The 19254-nt window shown below is 47.3% G+C and carries 16 protein-coding genes; all 16 read left to right on the top strand.

Features of this window, described 5'->3' with window-relative positions; genetic code table 11:
• The first annotated feature begins 11 nt into the window (after positions 1–11).
• The 16 genes from WKT10_RS10870 to WKT10_RS10795 all read left to right on the top strand — a co-directional run bounded on the left by WKT10_RS10870 (position 12) and on the right by WKT10_RS10795 (position 19250).
• Positions 12–701 carry a DUF554 domain-containing protein gene (locus WKT10_RS10870; RefSeq protein WP_340277186.1) on the top strand — a complete coding sequence of 230 codons (690 nt, stop codon included), beginning with the start codon at positions 12–14 and terminating at the stop codon, positions 699–701.
• Between the two features lie 33 nt (positions 702–734).
• The gene (locus tag WKT10_RS10865) at positions 735–2831 is read left to right on the top strand and encodes a CocE/NonD family hydrolase (protein WP_340277184.1); all 2097 of its coding nucleotides are present in this window, start codon (positions 735–737) and stop codon (positions 2829–2831) included.
• Between the two features lie 96 nt (positions 2832–2927).
• Positions 2928–3845 carry an orotidine-5'-phosphate decarboxylase gene (pyrF, locus tag WKT10_RS10860; protein ID WP_340277182.1) on the top strand — a complete coding sequence of 306 codons (918 nt, stop codon included), beginning with the start codon at positions 2928–2930 and terminating at the stop codon, positions 3843–3845.
• A 45-nt stretch (positions 3846–3890) separates the two neighbouring features.
• Positions 3891–4676 (top strand): dihydroorotate dehydrogenase electron transfer subunit, encoded by a 786-nt coding sequence (locus tag WKT10_RS10855; RefSeq protein ID WP_340277180.1) that lies wholly within the window; start codon positions 3891–3893, stop codon positions 4674–4676.
• 14 nt (positions 4677–4690) lie between these two features.
• Positions 4691–5593, top strand: coding sequence for a dihydroorotate dehydrogenase (locus WKT10_RS10850; protein ID WP_066549573.1), 903 nt, complete (start codon positions 4691–4693; stop codon positions 5591–5593).
• Between the two features lie 114 nt (positions 5594–5707).
• A complete protein-coding gene (locus WKT10_RS10845) occupies positions 5708–7165 on the top strand; it encodes a sulfatase-like hydrolase/transferase (RefSeq protein WP_066549572.1) in 1458 nt (485 codons plus the stop codon).
• A gap of 55 nt (positions 7166–7220) precedes the next feature.
• The gene (locus tag WKT10_RS10840) at positions 7221–8918 is read left to right on the top strand and encodes a M3 family oligoendopeptidase (protein ID WP_066549569.1); all 1698 of its coding nucleotides are present in this window, start codon (positions 7221–7223) and stop codon (positions 8916–8918) included.
• Positions 8919–9030: 112 nt separating this feature from the next.
• On the top strand, positions 9031–9372 hold the full coding sequence (locus tag WKT10_RS10835; RefSeq protein ID WP_296037924.1) for an MmcQ/YjbR family DNA-binding protein: 342 nt from the start codon (positions 9031–9033) through the stop codon (positions 9370–9372).
• 123 nt (positions 9373–9495) lie between these two features.
• Positions 9496–11841 (top strand): ferrous iron transport protein B, encoded by a 2346-nt coding sequence (feoB, locus tag WKT10_RS10830; protein WP_337932122.1) that lies wholly within the window; start codon positions 9496–9498, stop codon positions 11839–11841.
• Complete coding sequence (locus WKT10_RS10825; protein WP_081422975.1) at positions 11842–11985, top strand: FeoB-associated Cys-rich membrane protein; 144 nt, start codon at positions 11842–11844, stop codon at positions 11983–11985.
• Between the two features lie 74 nt (positions 11986–12059).
• Entirely contained in the window at positions 12060–12683 is a 624-nt protein-coding gene (locus WKT10_RS10820; RefSeq protein ID WP_317438730.1) for a metal-dependent hydrolase, read from the top strand.
• 154 nt (positions 12684–12837) lie between these two features.
• Positions 12838–14205, top strand: a complete 1368-nt coding sequence (locus tag WKT10_RS10815) for an MATE family efflux transporter (protein WP_337433992.1) — start codon at positions 12838–12840, stop codon at positions 14203–14205.
• A gap of 432 nt (positions 14206–14637) precedes the next feature.
• Positions 14638–15696 carry a LacI family DNA-binding transcriptional regulator gene (locus WKT10_RS10810; protein ID WP_167544887.1) on the top strand — a complete coding sequence of 353 codons (1059 nt, stop codon included), beginning with the start codon at positions 14638–14640 and terminating at the stop codon, positions 15694–15696.
• A 45-nt stretch (positions 15697–15741) separates the two neighbouring features.
• Entirely contained in the window at positions 15742–17484 is a 1743-nt protein-coding gene (locus tag WKT10_RS10805; RefSeq protein ID WP_066549549.1) for a glycoside hydrolase family 3 protein, read from the top strand.
• A gap of 21 nt (positions 17485–17505) precedes the next feature.
• Positions 17506–18405, top strand: a complete 900-nt coding sequence (locus tag WKT10_RS10800) for a carbohydrate ABC transporter permease (protein ID WP_066549547.1) — start codon at positions 17506–17508, stop codon at positions 18403–18405.
• A 14-nt stretch (positions 18406–18419) separates the two neighbouring features.
• Entirely contained in the window at positions 18420–19250 is an 831-nt protein-coding gene (locus tag WKT10_RS10795) for a carbohydrate ABC transporter permease (RefSeq protein ID WP_242963016.1), read from the top strand.
• The last annotated feature ends 4 nt before the right edge of the window (positions 19251–19254 follow it).

Genomic DNA, 19254 nt, shown 5'->3' with positions numbered 1-19254 from the left:
AGGAATGTATTATGTTGGGAACCATTGCAAATACCGGCGCAATTCTCACGGGCTGCGTAGTGGGAAGCACCTTAAAGAAGGGAATCGGAGAAAAGTATAAAACTGTGATGATGGATTCCATGGGGCTGGCAGCCACAGCCCTTGGAATCAATTCCATTGCAGAAGCCATGCCTGAATCACAGTATCATGTGCTTTTTATTGTAAGTCTGGCCCTGGGCGGCCTGATCGGTACAGGGCTTGATCTGGAGGCTGTTTTTGACCGGGCTGTGGGAAGGATTTCCGGCAGCTCTGAGCTGTCTAAGGGACTGTCCACAGCGATCCTGCTGTTCTGTGCAGGCACGCTTTCGATTCTGGGGCCCATGCAGAGCGCCCTTCTGGGAGATAATACCTTCCTTTATACCAATGCTGTTCTGGACGGAATTACTTCTACGGTACTCAGCTCTGCCTTTGGCTTCGGTATCGCCATTGCGGCAGCGGTGCTTTTTTGCTGGCAGGGGAGTATCTATCTGCTGGCAAGTGTGATTGAACCCTTTATTACAGACGCTCTGATGACGGAAATCAGTCTGGTAGGCGGAATTTTGATTTTAAGCAGTGGTCTGGGCATACTGGGAATCAAACAGATCCGTACATTGAATCTGCTCCCGGCCCTTCTGGTTCCGCCTGTGGTAATTGCCCTTCTGACAGCAGTGGGGCTTGGATGAGGAGTACATATGCCGATTGGAGGATGATAAAATATGAACTGGAACTTTTACTTTTCCGGTATTTTATATGCAAAGATACGGGAAGAAACGGAAGCTCTGACGGCCCGGATTCTGGATATTGAAACAGGAAATCTGGGCGAAGAAAGACCTTTCGGAGAAAAGGAAAATGTATTTTTACAGAAGCTGTGCAGCCGCAGCATCGCAGGCTTTTTTGAAAAGAAAGCAGCTTATGAGGAGAAAATTGCACAGGAGCCGGAAGTCTTTACTCTGGACGGGGAACGGTTTACAAACCGCCGGAGCGAGTCCTATATCCAGAGAGATAAGAAATTTCCAATGGACTTATTTTATGAAAATGGAAAAATCTGGGCAGTTTTAATGAGTGGACGCGATTATACCGGCATTCTGGTAAAAGAGGGTATGGAAGAGAATACGGTTCTGAAAATCTGGGATGAGGTATATCCTGACAGGCAGTGTTTTGGCGTCCGGTTTCTGGGAACAGAGTTTGTAAAGACCAGGGACGGGGAAATGCTGGCTTCGGATGTATATCTTCCCTCAGAGGGACAGCGTTTTCCCACGGTTCTGATCCGTACCCCTTATGGTAAATCAAGAGGGTTGGAAGGATATTACCGCTTTGTCCAGAGAGGCTATGCAGTGGTGATTCAGGATGTAAGAGGACGGGAGGACAGTACAGGGGAATGGATGCCCCAGTATTATGAAATTGAAGATGGAGATGATGCCTTAAACTGGATTGCTGCCCAGTCCTGGAGCGACGGGAGTGTGGGAATGACCGGAGGCTCCTATCTGGGATATGTTCAGTGGGCTGCTGCTGCCAGCGGAAATCCTCATCTGAAGGCCATGCTTTCCAGCGTATGTGCCGGAAGCGCCTTTGTAGACCTTCCAAGAAGGGGCGGCTGCTTTGACTCAGGCATGCTGGCATGGTGCTTTGCTGTGTCAGAGCAGAGGATGCGTCCGGATCTTATGGAACAGGAGAACTGGGATGAGATTCTGGATATCCGTCCCATTGAGGATATTCCGAAAAAGGCTCTGGGGCGGGAGTTGCCCTTTCTGACAGAATGGCTGAGGCATAAGGATATGGACGAATTCTGGAAAAAGGGAAACTGGCATCTCAACTATAAGGGCGGACCGGTTCCTGCGCTGATCATGTCCGGCTGGTTTGATGATAACGGAATGGGAACCTCAGAGGCTCTGGAGCTGGTAAAGGACTGGCCTGAGGGAACCTGGAAGGCAGTGCTCGGTTCATGGAAGCACAGCGGCAATGCAGACTATGATCTCCACGGTATTCATATGGGGCCGGATGCCCTGCGCTATGATATGGATATCCTCTGTATGAAGTGGCTGGAGCATTTTTTAAAGGGAATAGAGAATGGCATTGAGAGGACGCCTGCGCTGGAATATTATACTCTGGGTGATAATACCTGGAAAAACGGGCAGTGCTGGCCGCCGGCCAATACAGAAGAAGCAATCCTTTACCTGAACGGAGCAGAGGACGATTCAGCTGCCGGAAATGGAGCCGCCTGCGGTCAGGGAAGCCTGAGCTTTAGGGCTCCTGAAACAGGTGGAAGGGATTCCTATTTTTATGATCCCGGAAATCCGTCCGTACATATTATAGATATGTCTGAAAATGAACTGGAGGTTCCGGAGGACTATACGGTGATCGAACGGCGGGAGGATATGCTTTCCTATACCACAGAGCCCTTTAAGGAGCCCTTTACGATTACGGGCGAACTGGCGGTGAAGCTGTATGTTTCCTGTGACTGTCTTGATACAGATTTTATGGTCCGAATTACAGATGTAGATGAAACAGGGCGGTCCATTAAGCTGGCGGATGGTGTTTTATGTGCAAAATACAGAAATGGCTTTGAACAGGCTGAGTATCTTAAGCCGGATCAGATTTATCCTGTTACTATCCGCACCACCAAAATATCCAATACGTTTCTTCCAGGCCACAGCCTTCGGCTGACGGTTACATCCAGTGGTAAAAACTTCATTTTCCCCAACAGCAACACAGAAGATGGCTTTGACAGCACTCGTATGGAAAAAGCCCATGTCACGGTACACCGGGGAGCACAGACGCCGTCCGCAGCGGTGATGATGAGAGAGAAGGACTGAGGGAAAGGACAGGGCGTTTCGGGGAAAATGGGTACTGTTCAGACGGTGAAAACTATGATAGAATTATAACATATCACAAGATAAGAGGAGGATATTATGATCCGTCAGTTAATTGAAAAAATACAAAAAACCAAGGCGCCGATCTGCGTAGGCTTAGATCCCATGCTTTCCTACGTTCCGGAGCATATCCAGGCGGCTGCTTTTGAGCAGTACGGCGAGACATTAGAGGGAGCGGCAGAGGCAATCTGGCAGTTTAATAAGGAAATTGTAGATCATACCTTTGATCTGATCCCGGCTGTTAAGCCTCAGATTGCCATGTATGAGCAGTTTGGTATTGAGGGCTTAAAGGTATATAAGAGAACTGTAGACTACTGTAAGGAAAAGGGGCTGGTTGTAATCGGCGATGCAAAGAGAGGCGACATCGGCTCTACCTCCGCAGCCTATGCCACCGGTCATATCGGAAGCGTACAGGTAGGCTCTAAAACCTACAGCAGCTTTGACACAGATTTCCTTACGGTAAACCCATATCTGGGCACAGACGGTGTAAAACCATTTGTAGACGTATGCAACAGCCATGACAGAGGCCTTTTCGTTCTGGTAAAGACCTCCAATCCTTCCAGCGGCGAGTTTCAGGACCGCTTGATCGACGGACGTCCGCTTTACGAGTGGGTGGCAGAGAAGGTAGTAGAGTGGGGCAATGCTTCCATGGACGGAGATTACAGCAATGTAGGCGCAGTAGTAGGAGCAACCTATCCGGAGATGAGCCGTATTTTAAGAAATCTCATGCCTCATACCTATTTCCTGGTACCGGGCTACGGCGCTCAGGGAGGTACTGCTGAAGACTTAAAGCACTGCTTTAATAAAGACGGTTTAGGAGCCGTTGTAAATTCCTCCAGAGGTATTATTGCGGCCTACAAGCAGGAAAAATATAAAAAGTTCGGTACAGAGCATTTTGCAGAGGCATCCAGACAGGCTGTGATGGATATGGTGGCAGATATTAACAGCGTACTGTAAGATGAATTACGGCATCAGGACGGAAATGGAAATAGGAGAATGTTCATGGCAAAGTTAAAGATGACAGCCTCTGTGGTTTCACAGGCACAGCTGGCTGAAGGTATTTATGATTTAAGACTGAAGGCCCCGGAGATTGCGTCACAGGCAGCGGCAGGACAGTTTGTATCCGTCTATTCCAAAGACGGCTCCCGTCTGCTTCCAAGACCCATCAGCCTCTGCGGAATCGACAAAGAGGCCGGACAGCTGCGTCTGGTATACAGAGTAGCAGGGGCAGGCACAGAAGAGTTTTCTGCATTGAAGGCAGGGGATACGGTCGATATCCTGGGGCCTCTGGGAAATGGCTTTTCTCTTCTGGAAGGGAAAAAAGCCTTCCTGATCGGCGGCGGTATCGGTATTCCTCCTATGCTGCAGCTGGCAAAGGAGCTGTGTGCGCTGAATGGTTCTGAAATGGTTCAGTCTGTGATCGGCTATCGCGACAGCCAGCTGTTTTTGAAGGATGAATTTGAAGCTTACGGTTCGGTTTATACTGCTACAGAGGATGGAAGCCGGGGAACAAAGGGGAATGTGCTGGATGCAATCCGCGAAAATGGACTTACTGCAGATGTGATTTATGCCTGCGGTCCGACCCCTATGCTTCGCGCCTTAAAGGCATATGCGGCAGAGAACAACATTCAGTGCTGGATTTCTCTGGAGGAGAAGATGGCCTGCGGTGTGGGCGCCTGTCTTGCCTGTGTCTGCCAGTCTAAGGAAAAGGACGAGCATTCTCAGGTGCACAATAAGCGTATCTGCAAGGACGGCCCTGTATTCCTGGCAGATGAGATTGAACTGTAAAGGAGGACGGCCCTGTGAATATGAGTGTAAATATCGCCGGAGTGGAATTTAAAAATCCGGTGATGGAAGCCTCCGGAACCTTTGGCTCCGGTATGGAATACAGTGAATTTGTAGATTTAAACCGTCTGGGCGCTGTTGTTACAAAAGGCGTGGCAAATGTACCCTGGCCCGGAAATCCCACTCCCAGAATCGCGGAGACCTACGGCGGTATGATCAATGCCATTGGTCTGCAGAATCCGGGAATTGACGTATTTGCAAAGCGTGATATTCCATTTTTGAAGAAATACGATACAAAAATTATTGTGAATGTCTGCGGCCGTTCCACAGAGGACTACATTGAGGTAGTAGAGCGTCTGGGAGAAGAGCCGGTGGATATGCTGGAGATCAACATTTCCTGCCCCAATGTAAAAGAGGGGGGAATTGCTTTCGGTCAGGACCCAAAGGCGGTTGAGGCGATTACAAAGGCAGTAAAGGCTCATGCAAAGCAGCCGATTATTATGAAGCTCAGTCCCAATGTGACAGATATTACCGTGATGGCAAAGGCTGCTGAGGCAGGCGGTGCAGATGCGATTTCCCTGATCAATACCATAACGGGAATGAAGATTGACGTGGAGCGCCGTACCTTTGCCGTAGCCAACAAAACAGGCGGACTTTCCGGCCCTGCTATCAAGCCGGTGGCAGTGCGTATGGTGTATCAGGCAGCTAATGCGGTTAAGCTCCCCATTATTGGAATGGGCGGTATTGCCAATGCAGCGGATGCTCTGGAGTTTATTCTGGCAGGTGCTACGGCTGTAGCCATTGGAACAGCCAATTTCCACAATCCATATGCAACTGTGGAGACCGTAGACGGTATCCGGGCATATATGGAACGCCACGGAATAGAGGATATAAAAGAACTGATCGGCGCTGTGAAATAAGCAGCCGAAGCAGGGATAGAAACGATGACGAAAGCCCGCGGGAGTCAGAATCCGGCGGGCTTTCACTGACAGACGCTTTTACAGGGGGGAAGCAGCACTCGAAAGGAGAAGGGCATGGACAATCAGAGATATAACGTACTTTTTATACAGACAGATCAATGGTCTCAGAATTTTATGGGGTATAGAGGATGCAGTGAAATTATGACTCCCACCATTGACCAGCTGGCAAGAGACGGGGTGATTTATACAAACTGCTACAGCACCTGTCCGGTATGTATACCGGCCAGACGGAGTCTGATGACAGGTATGAGCCCCAGAAGCCATGGTGACAGGGTATACAGCGACCGGATGAAGATGCCGGAAGCGAAAACACTGGCCCAGGCATTTTCGGATGCCGGATATCAGACTGTGGCAGTGGGAAAGCTTCATGTGTATCCCCAGAGAAACCGTATTGGTTTTAATGAGGTGATTCTTCAGGAAGAGGGACGCTATGAATTTGGCGTTCTGGACGATTATCAGATATGGCTGGCGGAAAACGGAGCGGTAGGGCAGGAGTTTTCTCATGCTATGGGAAATAATACATATTATACGACTCCATGGCCCCTTGAAAGACGGATGCATCCTACCGTGTGGACTACGGCACAGATGGTGCGGCAGATTCAAAGGAGAGATCCTACACGTCCTTCCTTCTTTTATCTGTCCTATCAGTTTCCACATCCGCCGTTGGTTCCGCTGAAGGAATATCTGGATATGTATAAAGACGAGGATATTACTCTGCCGCCAGCAGGAGACTGGGTTGACGACAGCTTTATCATGAAGGAAATGACAGAATCCGGCAGGCATTACAGCGACAGAGAGATAAAGCTGGCAAAGAAAGCCTATTTTGCCCAGTGTACTCTGATTGATCATCAGATTCGTCTGGTACTGGGAGCGCTGAGGGAAAATGGAATACTGGATAATACACTGATTGTGTTTGCCAGCGACCATGGGGAAATGCTGTTCCAGCATAAGATGGCGGGGAAACGCAGTTTTTATGAAAATTCATCCCATATACCGCTGCTCTTTTCAGGAAAGCCTGTAGCTTCCCTGAGGGGAAAGAAGGATACGCGTCTGGCCTGTCTGGAGGATATTATGCCTACCCTTCTGGAATTCTGCAAAATTCCGGTGCCGGATACGTCAGAAGGGGAAAATCTGTTTGGTGAGAGAAAGCGTCAGGTTCTGTTTGGAGAAATAAGCGAGGGGCCAAGAGCTACGCGCATGATCCATGACGGACGCTTTAAACTCATTTATTATCCATGGGGAAACAGGATTCAGCTCTTTGATCTTGAACAGGACCCAATGGAAATGAAAGATCTGTCAGGGAGGTCTGAGGTAAGGCAGATACAGGAAGCGCTGGAAAAGGAACTGATGCAGCAGCTGTACGGAGAAGATGTAAACTGGATTTCGGACGGAAAACTGACAGGCGTAGAGGCGCCGAAATACAGAGAAAAGGCAGATTATGGTTTTTCCAATCAGAGGGGGCTTCACTGGCCGGTGGTTATGCCTGTTTCAAAGGATTCGGCTGGAAGCTGACAGGAATGATAAAATAAAAATGATCCATACTAGTCATAAACAGGAGGAACCCAACATGAAATTCAGTGAAATGCCCTATGAACGGATTGATTTTGATGCCGCCAAAGAGGAGCTTTCCTCTATTATAAAGGCTTTTCAGGAAGCCGGTACGCCTCAGGAACAGATGGAGGTCCACAGACGCTACTATAAGCTGATGGGCCGCATCAAAACCCAGGCTACTCTGGCGGAAATCCGTCACAGTATTGATACCACAGATCCCTTTTATGAGGAAGAGAAAACGTATTATGACCAGGAAATGCCCGCATTTTCCAATCAGGAGGTGCAGTATAAGAAGCTCCTCTTTGCTTCTCCATACCGCAAGGAGCTGGAGCTGGTCATCGGCGGGCCTGCATTTAAAAATATTGAGCTTGCGGCAAAGTCTGTAAGCGAGGCAGTGATCCCTTTGATGCAGGAAGAAAATGCCCTTGTGACAGAGTACGAAAAACTGCTTGCCGGCGCAAAGATTGACTGGAAGGGAAAACTCCTTAATCTTTCCATGATGACGCCATATTTAAACCATGAGGATCGGGAAATCCGGAAAAAGGCGGCTGCAAAGGTGAATGCGTTTTATGAGGGGATTGCAGACCAGCTGGATGAACTGTATGATAAGCTGGTAAAAAACCGTACGGCGCAGGCAAAGAAGCTCGGCTTTGAGACCTATACAGATCTGGGCTACTGTCGTATGAACCGCAACAGCTACGGAAGAAAAGAGGTAGAGCAGTTCCGGGAGCAGATTAAAAAGGACTGGGTGCCCTTTGCGGAAAAAATGTGGGAAAACCGCAGGAAACGTCTGGGTCTTGACACCTTGTACCACATGGACGAGGGCTTAAGCTTTCCGGAGGGAAGTCCCAAACCAACGGGAACCCCGGAGGAAATCTTAAAGAGCGGGCAGAAAATGTATGAGGAATTATCCCCTGAAACCAGAGAATTTTTCGACTTTATGATGGAAGGGGATCTGTTTGATGTATTTGCCCGTCCCCATAAGCAGGTGGGAGGCTATATGACCTATCTGCCTGATTATCATGCTCCTTTTATTTTCGCCAACTTTAACGGAACCGCCGGGGATGTGGATGTAGTGACCCATGAGTGCGGCCATGCATTTCAGGGGTATATTTCAGGAAAAGATCCTATTATGGAGCATTCCGATATTACGATGGAAACGGCAGAAACCCATTCCATGTCTATGGAGTTTTTCACTAATCCGTGGATGGAGCAGTTCTTTGGCAGCAGGGCCGGGGATTTCTTAAAATCCCAGCTGGAGGATGCGGTAGTATTTATCCCCTATGGCAGTATGGTAGATGAATTTCAGCACATTGTATACGATCATCCGGAAATGACTCCGGCAGAGCGAAAGGATATCTGGAAAAAATTAGAAAAGCAGTACAAGCCCCACCTGACATATGAGGAGGAATCTTCCTTTTATTCAGAAGGCGGCTTCTGGCAGCGCCAGCACCATATTTACAGCTTCCCATTTTATTACATTGATTATGTAATTGCTCAGACGAATGCCTTTCAGTATAAGATCTGGATGCAGAAGGACTACAGAGCAGCCTGGAAAAGCTATCTGGCGTTTTGCGAAGCCAGTGCTTCAGACTTTTTTACCTGTATGTTAAAGGATGCAGGTCTGGATTCCCCCTTTGAGCCGGGAATCATCCGGCGGATTGCGGCAGAGTTGGAAGAAATTTATAATCAGATGGAAACAGATTATTTATAAGCGGGGTGATTTTGGCAGAAGATTCTGTGGCTAGCGGAATCTTCTGCTTTGCTGTATGCTTTTGGCAGAGTGTTTGTTTTGCAGAAAAGGGAAGGAGAAAAGAAGATTTCACATGAAAGAACGCAGAGAGGTATTAGATTATGGAATGACCTTTCAGGATGTGTATATAGATACGCCGTTTCACGATCCGAACTGGGTACTTCTTAGATATAAAAAGAATCGTAAAGCCTTTGCCTGGACGTATGAGAGAAATGGGACTATGTGGGTGAATGTAAAGGTTGATCCTCAATGGAGAGAATTTTGGAGAAAGGCATACCCTTCCATACAGCCGGGATACCATCAAAATAAGGAGCACTGGAATTCAATCCCTTTAGACGGGAGGATTCCGGATGAAATCATAAAGAGGATGATAGGGGAAAGCTATGATCTGATCGGTGGGGGAAAGAAGCAGTAAAATGATTCGATTTATAGTTAGCTTAAACAAAGCGTGCTTGACAAATGATAAAAATTATCATAAACTAACTTCGCAAGAATACAGATGAACGTCGTTTCAGAGTATGAGAAAGGACAAAGAAAAATGACACTGAAGCATTTGGAAATAGGAAAGAGTGCTGTCATAAAGGCAGTTGGCGGGGAAGGCGCTCTGCGCCAGCATTTTTTGGATATGGGGGTGATACCGGGAGCAGAGGTAACGGCTGTGAAGCTGGCGCCCATGGGAGATCCCATGCAGCTGCAGATCCACGGTTATGAGCTGACTCTGCGCCTGGATGATGCGGATCAGATCGAGATTGAACCCATTGACATCCGTACCCGCAGCCATGAGGGGGCAAAAAATATTAACAACAGTGTTCATCCCGGCCTGGGAGAGGATGGAAAATATCATGTGAAGGGAGAGGGAAATCCCCTTCCTGAGGGTGAAATTCTTACATATGCCCTGGTAGGCAACCAGAACTGCGGTAAAACCACTCTGTTTAACCAGCTTACCGGAGCCAATCAGCATGTGGGGAATTTCCCCGGCGTTACGGTAGACCGCAAGGATGGCCCCATCAGGGGGTATGCCAATACGCGGATTACGGATCTTCCGGGTATTTATTCTATGTCTCCCTATACAAATGAGGAGATCGTATCCAGAAACTTTGTGCTGGAGGACAGGCCGAAGGCGATCATCAATATTGTAGACGCTACCAATATTGAACGCAACCTGTATCTTACCATGCAGCTTCTGGAAATGGATGTTCCCATGGTAATTGCCTTAAATATGATGGATGAGATCACAGGAAACGGAGGCACCATTGATGTAAACGGGATTGAAGCCATGCTGGGAGTTCCGGTAGTACCGATTTCTGCGGCAAAAAATCAGGGTGTGGATGAGCTGGTAAAGCATGCAATTCACATTGCCAGATATCAGGAACGTCCGGGGCGTCAGGATTTTTGTGATGAAAATGAATTTGGCGGAGCCGTGCACAGAGGCATCCATGCGGTCTGCCATCTCATTGAGGATCATGCAAAGAGCGCGGGAATCCCGCTGCGATTTGCAGCCTCTAAGCTGATCGAAGGCGATACGCTGATTTTAAAGCAGTTAAAGCTGGATCAGAACGAAGAGGAAACCTTAGAGCACATCATTTTACAGATGGAAAAGGAACGGGGGCTTGACCGCAGCGCAGCCATGGCGGATATGCGTTTTTCCTTTATTGAACGGATCTGCGAAAAAACCGTGGTAAAGCCAAGAGAGAGCAGGGAGCATATCAGAAGCCGGAGAATTGATCAGGTTCTGACTGGAAAGTATACGGCGATCCCCTGTTTTATCGGAATTATGGCTGCGGTCTTTTACCTGACCTTTAATGTGATCGGAGCATGGCTTCAGGGGATTCTGGAAATAGGCATCACGGCTCTGACAGAGTGGGTGGACGGAGCTCTTACAGCAGCTCATGTAAATACGGTTCTTCACGGCCTTGTGATTGACGGTATCTTTTCCGGAGTAGGTTCTGTGCTTTCCTTCCTTCCGATTATTGTAACGCTGTTCTTTTTCCTGTCCATGATGGAAGACAGCGGATATATTGCAAGAGTTGCCTTCTTTATGGATAAGCTGCTGCGAAAGATCGGCCTTTCCGGCCGGAGCATCGTGCCTATGCTCATCGGTTTTGGCTGTACTGTTCCTGCAGTGATGGCGACCCGGACGCTTCCAAGCGAAAGGGACCGTAAGATGACCATTCTCTTAACACCCTTTATGAGCTGTACGGCAAAGCTTCCGATCTATGCCTTTTTTGTCAGCGCCTTTTTTCCGGGACATGGCGGCCTTATTATGACAGGCCTTTATATTCTGGGAATTCTGGTGGGTATTTTAGCGGCAGTCTTATTTAAGAGCACCCTATTTAAAGGGGAGGCGGTTCCTTTTGTAATGGAGCTTCCCAACTACCGTCTGCCGGGGGTTAAAAATGTAAGCCAGCTTTTATGGGAAAAGGCTAAGGATTTTCTGCAGAGGGCTTTTACCGTAATTCTGGTAGCTACGGTGGCTGTGTGGTTTTTGCAGAGCTTTGACTTCCAGTTTAATCTGGTAGAGGATTCATCGGGAAGTATCCTGGCTGTGATTTCCGGCTGGCTGGCTCCGCTGTTTGCGCCTCTGGGACTGGGGGACTGGCGGATCATTACCTCTCTTGTCAGCGGCTTTATGGCAAAAGAGAGCGTGGTATCTACTCTGGAAGTCCTCTTTGCAGGCGGGGTAGAGACAGCCCTTACCACATTGGCAGCAGCATCCCTTCTGGTGTTCTGCCTGCTCTATACGCCTTGTGTGGCAGCGATTGCCGCTGTGAAGCGTGAACTGGGCGGAAAATGGGCGGTTTTAGTTGTACTGTGGCAGTGCGGGATTGCGTGGATTGCGGCTATGATCGTTAAAATCATTGGAAATCTGATGGGAGTGATGTAAATGAATCCGTGGAATCTGGTAACTGGCCTTCTGGTATTTGCTTCTCTTGCAGCTGCGTTGAGGAAGCTATGGAAGGATAAGAAAAATGGAACAGGCGGCTGCTCCGGGAACTGTTCCGGCTGCAGCGGCTGCTGTGGACATTGAGAGAACGTATATGTGGGATCTGGGCTTGCCAGGTCCCATTTTTAGACAAAAGACAAGACGGGAGATGATACGACATGATGGGAAAAACACATATGATAGCCGGGATCGGGGCCGCTGTGCTGATCTCGCCCCCTGATACTATCGGCGGCTGCCTTCAGGCTCTTTTAGGAGGAGCTCTGGGTGGACTGATCTGCGATCTGGACGTACAGTCCAGCACTTACTGCCGGGATGCGCGGGTCGTGAGAAATACAGCCCTGCTTTTAGGGGCTGTGATCTTATTTTTAGACTGGAAATGGAGCACCGGAATCTGGGATCATATCGGTTCCCATCTGGGGAGCAGGCAGCTTCTTGGACTTGGGATTTTTCTGGTGATAACCATTGCAGGAAAGCTGTCCTCCCACAGAAGCTTTACCCATTCTTTCCTGGCACTGGGGTTTTTGATGGCTGCGTTTTACTTTCTGTATGCTCCGCTGATCCCCTATGTGGCAGCAGGCTTTCTTTCCCACATGTTTTTGGATCTGTTAAATAAAAAGCCGGTAGAAATTTTTTATCCATATAAAAAAGGTGTTTGCCTGCGGCTGTTTTCTGCGGATGGGCTGGCAAACAGGTTGATCTGCACCGTAAGCCTTGTTTTTGTTGTGGTTCAGATGTGGGATATTATGTGGAAGCTGGTTCTGGGCGCGGCAGGCCGTTTTTAAACTCTGGGCTTATCCATGGATGGTATGATTGTATGAGATTACGGATTTTAATGCGTTAGAAAATAAATTTCGTTTAATTTGATGTGTGACAATGATTCATACCTGTGCTACAATGTCATAACTGAAATCTGTAAGAATGGAAAGGAAATCTGCAATGGAACAGGATATGACAAAAGGAAGCCCTTTTCGGGTTCTGATCATGTTTACACTGCCTCTTGCAATTGGAAATATTTTCCAGCAGCTTTACAACATGGCAGATACCATCATTGTGGGGCGCTATGTGGGTGCGGATGCGCTTGCAGCAGTAGGATCAACGGGAACCGTGATGTTTTTATTAAACGGCTTTGCACAGGGCATTACAGCCGGATTTGCCGTGCTGACCTCCCAGCGCTACGGGGCAAAAAAGATGGACGGGGTAAGACAGAGCGTATCGAACGGTATCCTTCTTTCTCTGATCGGCGCCATTGGCTTTACGGCAGCCAGCCTTTTATTTATGCGTCCCTTGCTGCATCTGATGAATACGCCGGAAAACATTTTTGCGCAGGCTTATGAGTATATTTCCCTTATCAGCCTGGGAATGGTGGCCAATGTATTTTATAACCTGTTTTCTTCCTATCTGAGAGCTGTGGGAAACAGCCGTATGCCTCTTGTTTTTCTGGTGCTGTCGGCCTGTTTAAACGTAGTGCTGGATCTGATTCTGATCATCAACTTTAAAATGGGAGTAGCCGGAGCTGCCTGGGCGACTAACCTGTCTCAGGCAATTTCTGCTGTATTATGTGCAGTCTACATCTATAAAAAGGTGCCGGCCCTGATGCCGGAAAAGCGCCACTGGCGATTCCACAAGGGCGATACCCGCTATCAGCTGGCTACGGGGATTCCCATGGCGCTGCAGTTTGCCATTACCTCCTCGGGAACCATGGTGATGCAGTCAGCGATTAATCTGTTTGGCTCTGAGGCGGTGGCCGCCTACACGGCAGCCGGAAAAATCCATGGCCTGCTGACCCAGGGAATGGTAGCTATGGGGCAGACGATGGCTGTATACAGCGGCCAGAATTACGGAAAAGGTGATGCAGGACGAATTCGCCAGGGTGTCCGTGCGGCTTTGATCATTGAGGTAATCTATTCGGTGGCATCTGCAGTGGTCGTATCGGCAGCTCTGGGGCCAAGTCTGGGTCTGTTCTTCTCAGGGGAGGTAGATCTGGCGGCTATGATGCCCTGGGCCAGAACGTATACAACCATCTGTACCCTGTTTTATGTGCCTTTATGTACTATTTTTATCTTCCGAAATACCATGCAGGGCTGCGGATACGGCTTTCTGCCTATGATGGGCGGAGTGGTAGAGCTGGCAGCCCGTCTGATCGTAGCAGTGATCGCTATGGATATTCACAGCTATTGGCTGGCCTGCGCCTGCGATCCTGCCGCCTGGGTGGGAGCCGGTCTGTTTACAGGCATTTCCTATCTGTATATAATAAAGAAGATTGAGAAAAATCTGGGGAAGGGGACGGCAGTTCATAAATCATAAAAGTAAGATAACTTTAAGAATATCTGCACCTGCAAAAAACGGACGCGGCGGCTGTGATCACATGGCTGCTGCATCCGTTTTCCAGTTTGAGAGGGACATAGATATATTCACCTTGAACATAACGCCGCAGTTCTTTTGCCGGCGCGTTCGGAAGAATAAGCTGTGCATCACATTGCGAAATGTGCAAAATGACCTTCTGCTGTTTTTGAAGACATATAAAAAAGATAAAACTAATAAAAATAAATGTAAAACACAAGGAAATTCAAAAATAATTTCGACGAAAGCGATAAAAAATATGCATAAAATTTGTGCACTTCTTACAAAGTTACGCAAAACGTATCGTAAAATAGTCGGATAGTTTCGGATGAAAGGTTATGTTATACTTTATATATGACGAGGGAAATGTTTACGAACGGAGTGAAAAGACAGCCGATGAAGTCAAAAAAAATCACAATCAAAGATGTTGCAAAAGAGGCAGGCGTTTCAGTTGCAACTGTATCCAGAGCGCTTAATGGCTTGGGTGGAATTGGGAAGGAAACCAGAGATCATGTATTGGAAATTTGCGAACGCATGGCCTATGTACCCAGTACACTCGCCAGCGGATTGACGATGCGTCATACAAGAACGCTGGGGATTGTGGTGCCGGATATTACCAGTCCGTTTCATGCACAGCTGATGGTGCTTCTTACCAGCGAGGCACAGCAGTATGGTTATCAGGTGCTTCTCTGCAATAGTTTTCGGGATTATGAAACAGAGATGGAATATTTCAAGCTTCTGATCAGTAATCAGGTGGAGGGGATCCTGTTTTATCCTGTGGGAGATATGAGCTCCAAAAATCTGTATCAGTATATGCGGTACGTTCCGATCGTTTCATTAAATGAAATGCCGGATAACAGCCCGATTCCCTATGTGTGCGGTGATGAGCGCAAGGGTGGAAGTCTGGCAGCCGAACGCCTGATTCGGGGAGGATGTAAAAAAATTCTCTGCATTGGTATCAAGGAAGACCGTCTGGTTCATCGTTACCGGGTGGAAGGGATTATGGATGAGGCTAGACAGTGGGGAGCAGAGATTGAGGTCTACGAGAGTGATAAAAACTATAAAAGCAGTTTTGATCGTGGATATGGACAGGCAAGTGAACTGATACGGGAAAGCCTCAGGCCGGGAGGAGAGCCGCTTCCGGATGGCATCATTGCGGCCAGTGATGCAACAGCCAACGGAGTAATCAAGGCATGTATGGAATATGGAATAGCGATTCCTGACCAGATGTCAGTGATAGGTTTTGATGATATCAACGGTGCGGTTCCTGCAGTGGAACTGACGTCAGTGTCGATTTCACACAAGCTTCATGTGAAGCGTGCAATTAATCTTTTGATCCGTATGAAACGGGAACGTACCCTGAAGGAGCAGGAACGGGGGATAAAACTTCGACCGGCTTTGGTAGAACGAAGTTCCTGTCAGGCGGTCAGAGGCAGTGGCATATATAAACAATAGTTTTTTGGGGAACTGCAGACATACATCACAAGGAGGTACGAGTATATGGTTGATCTGAAACAGAAACCATTCTATCTGTCAGATGAAGATATCCGTTGGGTAGAAGAAACGATTGCATCCATGACGGATGAAGAAAAAATTGGGCAGCTGTTTATTATGCTGGATCGAAAAAAAGATTTTGATGAGACGAAAGAGATTTTTGATCGTTTTCATATCGGAGGATGCCGTTACAGCAATGAGCCGGCAGAAAAGATTTATGAACAGAACCGTTTTTATCAGGAACACAGCAAAATTCCGGTTTTAATCGCGTGCAACTGCGACAACGGCGGTGACGGAGCCTGCGGCGGAGGAACGTATGTAGCCACGGCGGCGGCATGTGGAGCTACGGATGATGACAGTACTGCTTACAGCGTAGGATATGTGAGCGGAAGAGAAGCTGCAGCTGTGGGATGCAACTGGGATTTTGGCCCGGTTTGTGATCTTCTTTATAACTGGCGCAATACGATCGTAAATACCAGAGCATATGGCAAGGATCCTGAACTGGTAATAAAAAATGCAAAGGCATATGTGAGAGGTGTCAGGGAAAGCGGACTTGCTGTCTGCTGCAAACATTTCCCAGGCGATGGAATTGAGGAACTGGATCAGCATCTTGTTATGGGTGTAAATACAATGGAGTGTGATGAGTGGGATTCTACTTTCGGTCATGTTTATAAGGAAATGATCGACAGCGGAATTCAGAGCATTATGGCGGGTCATATTGCGCTGCCGGAATACTCCAGAAAGCTTCGTCCGGGTATAAAGGATGAGGATATTATGCCGGCAACACTGGCGCCGGAACTGATCACGGATCTTCTGAGAGGTAAGCTTGGATTTAATGGACTTGTTCTTACGGATGCCTCCCATATGGCTGGAATGACAGCTGCTATGCCAAGAAGTCAGCAGGTGCCCGGAGCAATTGCAGCAGGCTGTGATATGTTCCTCTTCTTTAATGATATCGAAGAAGATTTTGGCTACATGATGGATGGTTATAGAAATGGAATCATCACAGAAGAGCGCCTTACAGATGCGCTGCGCCGTATTCTTGGATTAAAGGCTTCTTTAAAGCTTCACGAAAAGAAGAAGAAGGGTACGCTGATACCTGAAAAGGAGGGGCTTTCTGTTGTGGGATGTGCAGAACATCTTGCTATGGCAGCAGAAGCAGCTAAAAAGAGTATCACCCTTGTAAAAGATACTCAGCACAATCTTCCTGTTACACCAAAAACTCATAAGAGAGCATATGCTTTTGTAATCAGCAGTCCACCTATCTCACGTAAAAACCAGCATGATCCTGTAAAGCAGCTGGTAAAGGAGGAGATGGAGAGGTTTGGTTATGAAACCACCATGCATGAAAGCTATTATGATCTAGTATTGGATGATGGCATTACAAAAGAAACTGAGCTGCGTTCCGTGATAATCGGAAAGGTAGAAGAGTTTAAAAAGAAATACGATGTGGTATTTGTATTTATCAATATGAAGGGATATGCTCAAGCCAATAATGTGCGTCTGGAGTGGTCCATCGGTCATTCTACGGAGATTCCGTGGTATGTAAAAGAACTTCCTACCATATTTATTTCTTTAAATTATACCAACCATTTGTTGGATGTGCCTATGGCTAAAACCTTTATTAATGCTTATGCCCCTACCAGAGAAGTAATTCGTCAGACCATTGAAAAGGCAGCTGGTGAGGCGGCGTTTGAAGGAACCTGCAATGATAACGTATTCTGCGGCCGCTGGGATACTAGGCTGTAGAGAGAAAGGGGGAATTAACCTATGAATACAAAAGGATCAAAGAAAGCGCGCAAGGACTTTTTTACAGGTATGGGATTTATTCTTCCCAGTCTTTTGGGATTTTTGATTTTTACCTTTATTCCTGTAGTAATCTCCCTGTGCCTGAGCTTTACAAGCTGGAACTTTATGGAAGGTATAGAGGGAATCAAATTTAATGGTCTTGCAAACTATATCCGTCTCTTCTCAGATGAGTGGTTCCTTAATTCCTACAAGAACAACATTATATTTACTGCAGTAACAGTGCCTGTTCTGATCGCACTGGGACTTGTAATGGCTACTATTATCAACAAGTACATTTATGGCGGCGGTGTAGTGCGTACCATGATCTTCATTCCTTATATCGCCAGTGTTGTTGCTGTATGTACGGTGTGGATGGTTCTTTTACAGCCCAGTTACGGACCAGTTAATGAATTTTTCCGTTCCATCGGAATCGCAAATCCTCCAGGCTGGCTGGCTGACTTTAAGTGGTCTCTTCCATCGATCATGATCATATATGTATGGCAGCAGGTTGGATACTATTCTATCGTATTCCTGGCAGGTTTAAAGGGACTTCCAGAGGATGTGTATGAAGCTGCAAAGGTAGATGGTGCGTCTTCGATCCGTCAGTTCTTTTCATTGACAGTGCCGCTGATTTCCCCTACAACCTTCTTCCTTACAATTATGGGTATCATCGGTTCCTTCAAGGTATTCGATCAGATCAGTGTACTGACCCAGGGCGGTCCTGGAAGCTCCAGCTCCGTTATGGCTTACTATGTATACCGCACTGCTTTCGATTACTTTGAAATGGGTTATGCCAATACCCTGGCATGGGCGCTTTTCGTACTGGTATTCATTGTTACACTGGTTCAGTGGAAGATGCAGGCAAAGTTTTCAAATGAGTAAGGAGGGGCATACAGGTGAAAAAACTCAATATTACAAAAGTAATCCTGACAGCTATTTTTTGGGCAGTGGGTATTTCCATGGTGCTGCCTCTGATCTGGATGATGTCTACTGCCTGTAAGGTAGAGGCGGATGTATTTAACTTCCCTATTCAGTGGATTCCTCCCCGTTGGAATCTGGTGGAAAACATGAAAGAAGTCTGGGGAGGTACCTATAACTTTGGATTGTATTACTTAAATACTATAAAGGTAACACTGGGAGCAACTTTTCTTCAGGTATTTGTTTCTGCTCTGGGCGCTTATGGATTTTCCAAGGTGAAATTTAAGGGACGTGATAAAATCTTCCTGGCTTACCTTGCAACCATGATGATCCCGCCTCAGGTTACCATCGTTTCACAGTTCATTATCATGCGTGAGATCGGACTTTACAATTCTCATGCAGGTCTGATCCTTATGCTGGCGTTCAGTGTATACGGCGTGTTCCTGCTTCGTCAGGCAATGCTTGCTATTCCTGAATCCCTGTCTGAGTCAGCCATGATTGATGGTGCAGGTCATGTAACTATCTTTTTCAGGATTATTATGCCTATGATCAAGCCATCTCTGGCTACACTGGCAACCCTGAAATTCGTATGGACATGGAATGATTACCAGGCTCCCTTGGTATTCTTAAACAACCGTGCACTTTATACGATCCAGCTTGGTATGAAGCAGTTTGCTTCTGAATCAGGAAGTTATTATTCTCTGATCATGGCTGCGGCAGTTTCCGCAATTTTGCCATTGATCATTGTGTTCCTGTTCTGTCAGCGGTTTGTAGTAGACGGAATTGCTACAGGAGCAGTAAAGGGTTAACAAA

The organism is Enterocloster sp. HCN-30185 (assembly GCF_037890305.1).
Lineage (GTDB): Bacteria > Bacillota > Clostridia > Lachnospirales > Lachnospiraceae > Enterocloster.
The sequence above is the reverse complement of the archived record's forward strand: the minus strand, read 5'-3'. Positions and strand labels throughout refer to the sequence as shown.

Bases quoted from the DNA above. Each gene is read 5' to 3' on its own strand.
- WKT10_RS10870 (WP_340277186.1), top strand. From the start codon at position 12: ATGTTGGGAACCATTGCAAATACCGGCGCAATTCTCACGGGCTGCGTA.
- WKT10_RS10865 (WP_340277184.1), top strand. From the start codon at position 735: ATGAACTGGAACTTTTACTTTTCCGGTATTTTATATGCAAAGATACGG.
- pyrF (WP_340277182.1), top strand. From the start codon at position 2,928: ATGATCCGTCAGTTAATTGAAAAAATACAAAAAACCAAGGCGCCGATC.
- WKT10_RS10855 (WP_340277180.1), top strand. From the start codon at position 3,891: ATGGCAAAGTTAAAGATGACAGCCTCTGTGGTTTCACAGGCACAGCTG.
- WKT10_RS10845 (WP_066549572.1), top strand. From the start codon at position 5,708: ATGGACAATCAGAGATATAACGTACTTTTTATACAGACAGATCAATGG.
- WKT10_RS10840 (WP_066549569.1), top strand. From the start codon at position 7,221: ATGAAATTCAGTGAAATGCCCTATGAACGGATTGATTTTGATGCCGCC.
- WKT10_RS10835 (WP_296037924.1), top strand. From the start codon at position 9,031: ATGAAAGAACGCAGAGAGGTATTAGATTATGGAATGACCTTTCAGGAT.
- feoB (WP_337932122.1), top strand. From the start codon at position 9,496: ATGACACTGAAGCATTTGGAAATAGGAAAGAGTGCTGTCATAAAGGCA.
- WKT10_RS10825 (WP_081422975.1), top strand. From the start codon at position 11,842: ATGAATCCGTGGAATCTGGTAACTGGCCTTCTGGTATTTGCTTCTCTT.
- WKT10_RS10820 (WP_317438730.1), top strand. From the start codon at position 12,060: ATGATGGGAAAAACACATATGATAGCCGGGATCGGGGCCGCTGTGCTG.
- WKT10_RS10815 (WP_337433992.1), top strand. From the start codon at position 12,838: ATGGAACAGGATATGACAAAAGGAAGCCCTTTTCGGGTTCTGATCATG.
- WKT10_RS10810 (WP_167544887.1), top strand. From the start codon at position 14,638: ATGAAGTCAAAAAAAATCACAATCAAAGATGTTGCAAAAGAGGCAGGC.
- WKT10_RS10805 (WP_066549549.1), top strand. From the start codon at position 15,742: ATGGTTGATCTGAAACAGAAACCATTCTATCTGTCAGATGAAGATATC.
- WKT10_RS10800 (WP_066549547.1), top strand. From the start codon at position 17,506: ATGAATACAAAAGGATCAAAGAAAGCGCGCAAGGACTTTTTTACAGGT.